The sequence below is a fragment of the Streptomyces sp. NPDC006372 genome, assembly GCF_040612515.1.
In the GTDB taxonomy this organism is placed as follows: domain Bacteria; phylum Actinomycetota; class Actinomycetes; order Streptomycetales; family Streptomycetaceae; genus Streptomyces.
In genome coordinates this window covers 1-7,261 of the sequence record NZ_JBEXQJ010000079.1, presented here as the reverse complement: position 1 = coordinate 7,261, position 7,261 = coordinate 1, and the positions used below count along the sequence as shown (strand labels likewise).

The window sequence follows — 7,261 nt, the reverse complement described above, 5'->3', positions numbered from 1 at the left end:
GGGCGCGCGGTGGCCCGGACGGAGCGCCGCACCAGGCCCGCCTCGCGCCGCAGGCCACGCGCGGCGTGGGTGCCGCGCCACAGCACCGAGGGACGGGCGCCGGTGTCGTCGGCGGCGATCAGCAGTCCGCCCAGCATGGACATGTTCTTGAAGAAGTGGATGCGCTGCTGGGCCCGCTCGGAGGGGTCCTCAGCCTCCCAGAAGCGGTGGCCCGCCAGCGTCGTGGGCACCAGGGTGGCCGCGATGGCCAGCGCGGCCGGACGTGGCATGCGTCCCGTGGCCAGCATCAGCCCGGCCACGACCTGCACGGCACCGTTCAGCCGTACGACCTGCTCGGTGCGGTCCGGCAGCGCCGGGACACGGTCGGTGACCGGCCGCACGACCGGTTCGGCGGCCGAGGCGACCTCCTTCGGTTCCCGTACGGAGTTCAGGCCGCCCGTGAGGAACATCGAGGCCAGCATGGGGCGGCCGAGTACACGCAACAGACTCATGGCCCTCTCCAAGGTGTCGGTGGGTACAGCGAGGGGCCGGGTTCCCCGCCGGGGGCGGACGACTCACCCCCGGTCCGCGCGGCCCGGTGCCGAGCCCACGCCTGCGCGCGCAGCTCCCCGGACAGCAGGACGTCGGCGGCGGTGCACGCGAGGGCTTCCGTCACGGCGATCAGCACCCCGCGCGCCCGGTCGGACGCGGCGGCCTCGGCGAACTCCGGGGTGTGGTCGGAGCCGTCCTCGTCCATGATCGCCACGAACGGGTGAATCGCCGGCACCCGCGTGCTGACGTTCCCGATGTCGGACGATCCCAGGTACACGCCCGGCACAGGGGGTGACAGGGGGATCCCGGCCCGGGCGAGGTGCGTGGCGAACCGCTCGGACAGCACCTCGCTGTCCCGGAAGTGCTCGTAGCGCACCGTGGCCCGTTCCACCTCGGCCCTGGTGCCCGTGGCCCGGGCGACACCCTCGGCGCACACGCGCAGCCGCTCCGCCAGGTCCTCCAGCGCCGGGGTCATCGCGGCGCGCAGACCGTACAGGCCCTCGGCGTACTCCGGGACGATGTTCGTGGCGGTGCCGCCGTGGGTGACGATGCCCTGCACGTGAGAGCCCTCCGGCAGCCGCCGCCCGAGGACGCCCAGCACGTTGAACAGCTCCACGAGCGCCGCCAGCGCGTCGATGCCCTCCGTCGGGTTCCCCGTGGGGTGCGCGGCCCGGCCGTGGAAGGCCACCCGGTACTGCGCCTGCGCGGTCAGCGGCGCCCACGCCCAGCTGTACACACCCGGATGGAACATCAGGGCGGCGTCGACGTCGTCGAACACCCCGGCCTCCACCTCCAGGGCCTTGCCGCCTCCGCCCTCCTCGGCGGGTGTGCCCACCGCCAGCACCGATCCCGCGCCGGCCTCCGCCACGGCGCCCGACGCCAGCGCGGCTCCCAGCCCCGCCGCCGCGATGAGGTTGTGGCCGCACGCGTGGCCGAGGCCGGGCAGGGCGTCGTACTCCATCAGCAGTGCCACGGTGGGCCTGCCCCGGCCCGAGCGCGCGGTGAACGCGGTCGGCAGCCCGGCCACGCCGCGCTCCACGGCGAAACCGGCGCGTTCCAGCTCACCCGACAGCAGAGCCGCCGCCCGGTGTTCGGCGAAGGCGTACTCGGGATCGGCGTGCAGCCGCAGGGCCACGTCCCACAGCGTGCCGGCCCGGGCCGCCACCTCCTCTCGGACGGCCTGGTGCACGTCCTCGCGCATGCGGTCCACGCGACCTCCCCGACATCGGCTGCGGTGCGTCCCCGCCCGGGTATCACCCCACGCCGCCACGACACTCGCCACATCCCGCCGATCGGCCGGCGCGGGAGCTCACCGCCCAGGGGCGCGGGGAACTGCGCGCTCAACCACGACGAGCCCGCAGCCGCCCACGGACGGCACCTCCCCCGGTGATGGTTTCGACCCGTGCCCCGGTGCAACACGGTCGGTGTACCCGCCGGGCCACGACAGCGTGGACGCCGCGGCGGTGGCCGGGCGGGCCGGACCTGGGAGGAACCATGGACCACTCGCGCGTGCCCGTGCTGGAGGCGCTGGAGGACTTCCGGCGCCGCGGTGACATCGCCTACGGCCCGCCGGGCCACAAGCAGGGCCGGGGAGTGGACCCGCGGGTGGCCGAGATCGTCGGGCTCGACGTGTTCCGCTCCGACGTCCTCTCCCTCAACGGGCTGGACGACCGCCGCCAGTCGCAGGGCGTCCTCAGCCGCGCCCAGGAGCTCATGGCGGACGCCGTCGGCGCCGAGCACGCGTTCTTCTCCACCTGCGGCAGCTCCCTGTCGGTGAAGACCGCCATGCTCGCCGTGGCCGGCCCCGGCGAGAAACTGCTGCTGTCGCGCAACGCACACAAGTCCGTCATCGCGGCCGTGGTCGTCAACGGCGTCGAACCGATCTGGGTGCACCCGAAGTTCGACGCCGAACGGCACCTGGCCCACCCGCCCGAGGCCGACGACGTCCGCCGCCGCCTCCAGGAACACCCGGACGCGAAGGGCATGCTGCTCATCACGCCCACCGACTGGGGCTCCTGCGCCGACATCGAGGCAGTGGCCCGGGTGTGCCACGCGTTCGACGTGCCCGTCATCGTCGACGAGGCATGGGGCGCCCACCTGCCGTTCCACCCCGCCCTGCCCGCCTGGGGCATGGACGCCGAGGCCGACCTGGTGGTGACCAGCGTGCACAAGATGGGCGGCGCCGTGGAACAGAGCTCCGTCTTCCACCTCCAGTACGACCGCGTCTCGCCCGAGGCCCTCAAACAGCGGGAGGACCTGCTCGGGACTACCAGCGCCTCCTCCCTCGTGTACGCCACGCTCGACGGCTGGCGCCGCCACATGGTGGAACAGGGACACGAGCTGCTCGACACCGCCGTCCGCCGCGCCGAACGCGTCCGGGCGGCCGTCGCCGACCTGCCGGGGCTGCGGCCCATGGGCCGGGAGGTGGTGGAGGAGGGGCAGGCCGCGGACCTCGACCCGCTCAAACTCGTCATCGACGTACGGAAACTCGGCATGAGCGGCATGCAGGCCGCGGAGTGGCTGCGCACGCACCGGCATGTGGACGTCGGCGGCTCGGACTCCTGCCGTATCAGCGCCTCGATCACCCACGCCGACGACGACGAGACCGAGGAGATCCTGGTGGAGGCCCTGCGCGCGCTGGTGGAGCACGCGGACTCCGTCGAACGGCGCCCGCCGGTCCGGCTGCCCGAGCCCTCATCGCTGGAACTGGAGCAGGCGATGCTGCCCCGCGAGGCGTTCTTCGCCCCGGTCGAGCACGTGCCCGCCGAGCGGGCGGCCGGACGGATCGCAGCGGAGATGATCAGCCCCTATCCGCCGGGCGTGCCCGTGGTGGCGCCCGGTGAGGTCATCACCGACGAGGTCCTCGACTACCTGCGCAGCGGTGCCGAACACGGCGTCCTCATCCCGGACGCGTCCGACTCCTCCGTCCGCACGCTGCGGGTCGTGGCCTGAGGCTGAGTAGGCCCGAGTCACTCATGAGCGACACGCGGTGCAGGACCACGCTCGTGCGGCCGCCGTCCCCGAGGCGGCCGACGGGGAAGCGGGGGGCCTCGCCCTCGCGGCCGTACGGGTGCTGGGAGCCGACGCGTTGCTGCCGAGCACCCTTCTGCACACCCCACCCCTGCCCGACGAACTCGCGTCCGGTCGACGTCGCCCGCGGATTCGTGCGCGCGGTTAGTCCTGGGCTTCCGCCCCGACACCGGCACCGCCCTGGCCGCACTGTGCACCCGCCGCTTCCGCGCCCACGACCCGTTCCAGGCCGCCGCGTGCGCGCTGCTGGCGGAGGAGCAGCGGGGCCCGCCCGGCGCCGGCGGCACCTGCCGCACCGGCGCCGGTCAGCCCTGACCCGTTGTCACACCCGCTGCCACAGGGCCGGAGTGCCGGTGGGCGCCCACGCGCCCTGTGCCTGGTGGCTCTGCAGGCACTGGTAGCGCACACCGGCGTGGGTCACCGTGGCACCGGCCTCGTAGACACGGCCCGCGGTCCAGGCCGGCGCGGCGCTGCCCTGCGGCGCCGCGGACGCCGCCGCGGCGGTCTTCAGGGTCAGGCCGTACTGACTGAGCAGCGGATTGATCGGCTGGTAGAACGTGGTGCCGCCGCTCGCGCAGTCACCGCTGCCCCCGGACGTCACGCCCTGCCCCTGCGTGCCCGCGACGAAGGGCCCACCGGAGTCGCCCGGCTCGGCGCACACCGTCGTCTGGGTCAGCCCGTCCACCCTGCCCTCGGCGTAGCTGACACTGGTGTCGTGCTGCTCGATCCTGCCGCAGTGCCAGCCGGAGGTGGAGCCGGAGCGGCAGACGGCGGCCCCGACCAGCGCCTGGACCGAGCCGGTGATCTGCACGGTCTGCCCGCCCTCGCCCTTCACGTCGGCCGTGGCCGTCCACTGGTCGTCGACGGCCACCCACGACATGTCCCGGCCGGGGAAGGTGGAGGCCTGGAACGTCCCCTGCTCCGCGTTGTCGTACCCGGTCGTCCTGTCACCGGGCCGGCCGCAGTGGCCCGCCGAGGCGAAGCCCTGCTGGGTGCCCTTGGTGACGGAGAAGCCGACGGAGCAGCGGGCGGCGCCGTTGATGTAGTAGGCGTCACCGCCGGTGAGGTCCGTCAGCAGGCGCGGCCTGCTCGCCGTCACCTTGACGCCCACGCTCTTGCCGTCGAGACCCGCGGCCTTGACGAACGCGGCGGCCGCGGCCCTGCTCCTGGCCTGTACCGTGACCCGGTTCTTCGGGACGTCGACGTACCACAGGGGCGTGTCGCGGGTGCTGACACGGGCCGCCGCCGCGTCCAGCTTCCGCTTCGCCGCCCCGAGGTCGCGGAGCGTCTTCTTCACGACGGCGGCCTTGGCGCCCTGGGCCTTGATGGCGGGCACGTCCGCCGCCTGGGTGGTCGCCACGAACAGCTCCTGCGACGTCGTGCCGCTCAGCCAGGCCCCCGCGAAGCGGTTGCCCAGGGCGTTGCGCAGCCGCCCCGCCCGGGTGCCCGCCTCGGCCTCGTTGACCAGCCGCAGCGATGCCTGTGCCGCGGTCAGCCCGAGGTCGCGCTCCATGGCGTGCAGGACCGGAGCCGGCGGCCGGTCGGCGCCGACGGTCTGGGCGGCCGAGGGCAGGGGCCCCGCGGGAGGCGCGGGCTCGGCCGCCACGGCGGAGGGGATCCCGCAGGCGACGAGCGCGCCGAGCACGGTCAGGGCCGCCCGGCGGCCGGTCACGGCATGTCTGTGGACCATTCGATGTGTCTCCTTCGGGCACGGTGGAACTGTCGCGAGGCCATAGGCCTTGCCGGAACGGCCCGCGGTGATGTCCCGGGCCGCCCCGTTTCGCGCTTTGGCGCGGGGAAGGGCGCCAAGTGCAGTACTGCGGACGCCGGGCGTGTCACGCGGACTTCAGGCCGGGCGAACCCGCCTCCGTGACGAAGGACGCGGTCGTCGAGATGGTGCCCCCGGGCTTCGTGATGCCCGAGACGGTGCGGAAGTCCGCCCGTGCCTTCTCGCGGTCCAGCTCGACCCTGAGGTAGCCGCGCCGGCCGTCGTAGTACTTCATGTGGGGATTGGCCTTCATGTAGGTGTCCCAGTTGGTGGGCCTCTGAGCCCCGTCCCCGCCGCTGGCGACGGAGGTGCAGGTGAACTCCGTGCCCACCGTCCTGGACCGCGGGTCGTCGAAGTCGTCCTTGATGTCGAAGGCGTACCCGACGTGGACGTCGCCGGTGAGGACCATCCAGTTGTCGATGCCCGCGGCCTTCGCGCCCGCCATGACCCGGTCGCGGGAGGCGCGGTAGCCGTCCCAGGTGTCCATCGAGACCCGGGCGGGCGCGGTCAGGTCGAACTTGCGCTGGGAGAAGCACACCTGCTGCGGCATCACGTTCCACAGCGCGCTCGAGGCCCGCCAGCCGTCCAGCAGCCAGCGTTCCTGCGCGGCGCCGGTGAGGGTACGGGCCGGGTCGTCCGACTCGGTGCCCGGTGCGTGCGGCTGGTCCTTGTAAGCCTGGTCGGAGCGGTACTGGCGGGTGTCGAGGATGTCGAACTGGGCGAGCGACCCCCAGGCCAGCCGGCGGTACAACCGGGCGTCGGGGCCCTGCGGCAGCTGTTCGGCGCGCAGTGGCTGGTTCTCCCAGTAGGCCCGGTAGGCGGCGGCCCGCCGCACCAGGAACTGCTCCGGGGAACTGCCGTTCTCGGCGGCGGACCCGGCGTAGTTGTTCTCCGTCTCGTGGTCGTCCCAGGTGACCAGGAACGGGTGCTGGGCGTGTGCGGCGAGCAGGTCCGGATCGCTCTTGTAGAGCGCGTAGCGCAGCCGGTAGTCCGCCAGGGTGGTGGTCTCGCGGTTGAACACGTCGGGCAGCGTGCGGTCGGTGTAGCGGCGGGCCCCGCCCGCCGAGTCCACGGCGTATTCGTACAGGTAGTCGCCGAGGTGGAACACCACGTCGACGTCCTCCTGCGCCAGGTGCCGGTGGGCCGTGTAGTAGCCGTCCTGGTAGGCCTGGCAGGCCACGGCCGCCAGCCGCATGCCGGCGGGGTCGCTGCCCGCGGCCGGTGCCGTACGGGTCCGGCCCGTGGGGCTGATCCAGGCTCCGACCCGGAACCGGTAGTAGTACCGGCTGTCCGGCTTCAGGCCCTTGACGTCGATGTGCAGGCTGTGGGCGTACTCGGGATGGGCGGTGGCGACACCCCGCTGCTCGACCCGTGCGAACCGCTCGTCCACGGCCACTTCCCAGTCGACGACGACCCGCTCCTGGCCCAGGCCGCCGTCCTCCGCGAACGGCTCGGGCGCGAGCCGGGTCCAGATGAGCACCGAGTCGGGCAGCGGGTCACCGGAGGCCACGCCGAGGGTGAAGGGGTCGGCGGAGATCCGGGCGGCGTCGAGTTCGCGAGCGGCGGTGGCGCCGCGGGCCGGGCGGTTGGTGGTGAAGGCGAGCAGCGCCGCCGCCGCGGTGACGGTCAGGAAACGGCGGCGGGCGACGTGCGGCGCCGCGGTGCGCAGAACATCGTCGTGCGGGGAAAAGGCATGCTCGGACGGTGCGTTCCGACGGCCCGTCAGCGCCATCTGGTGTCCTCTCGTACGGGGCGGTCGCGCCCCGGGCGGACGGGGACAAAACACCGACGTGCGGAGCGCGGAGCATGCATGCTAAGCAGACAAAATGCCTGAAAGCGGTACGACTTGCGGGGCGTTCACACCTGAGGCGGTACGGGAGCGGTACTCGGCACGACCCGTCGCGGGACAGGAAAACGCCGCCGGCGTCGGCC

General features: G+C 73.5%; 6 protein-coding genes. 2 read left to right on the top strand and 4 right to left on the bottom strand.

Annotated elements, in window-relative coordinates; translation table 11 throughout:
- The coding region (locus ABZ016_RS42770) for a DoxX family protein (protein ID WP_356922210.1) at positions 1–491 on the bottom strand (491 nt) is incomplete at its 3' end.
- Entirely contained in the window at positions 488–1,732 is a 1,245-nt protein-coding gene (locus ABZ016_RS42765; RefSeq protein WP_356922211.1) for an amidohydrolase, read from the bottom strand. The genes ABZ016_RS42770 and ABZ016_RS42765, both read right to left, overlap by 4 nt.
- 293 nt (positions 1,733–2,025) lie before the next feature.
- Between ABZ016_RS42765 and ABZ016_RS42760 the strand changes: the two genes are divergently transcribed.
- Positions 2,026–3,483 carry an ornithine decarboxylase gene (locus tag ABZ016_RS42760; RefSeq protein ID WP_356922209.1) on the top strand — a complete coding sequence of 486 codons (1,458 nt, stop codon included), beginning with the start codon at positions 2,026–2,028 and terminating at the stop codon, positions 3,481–3,483.
- 37 nt (positions 3,484–3,520) lie between these two features.
- Positions 3,521–3,709, top strand: coding sequence for a hypothetical protein (locus tag ABZ016_RS42755; protein ID WP_356922212.1), 189 nt, complete (start codon positions 3,521–3,523; stop codon positions 3,707–3,709).
- Between the two features lie 174 nt (positions 3,710–3,883).
- On the opposite strand, the gene ABZ016_RS42750 is transcribed toward ABZ016_RS42755, so the two are convergent.
- Together ABZ016_RS42750 and ABZ016_RS42745 are read right to left on the bottom strand one after the other, a co-directional pair.
- Complete coding sequence (locus tag ABZ016_RS42750; RefSeq protein WP_356922208.1) at positions 3,884–5,251, bottom strand: carbohydrate-binding protein; 1,368 nt, start codon at positions 5,249–5,251, stop codon at positions 3,884–3,886.
- Positions 5,252–5,396: 145 nt separating this feature from the next.
- Positions 5,397–7,061, bottom strand: a complete 1,665-nt coding sequence (locus tag ABZ016_RS42745) for an alkaline phosphatase D family protein (protein ID WP_356922207.1) — start codon at positions 7,059–7,061, stop codon at positions 5,397–5,399.
- Positions 7,062–7,261: the final 200 nt, after the last annotated feature.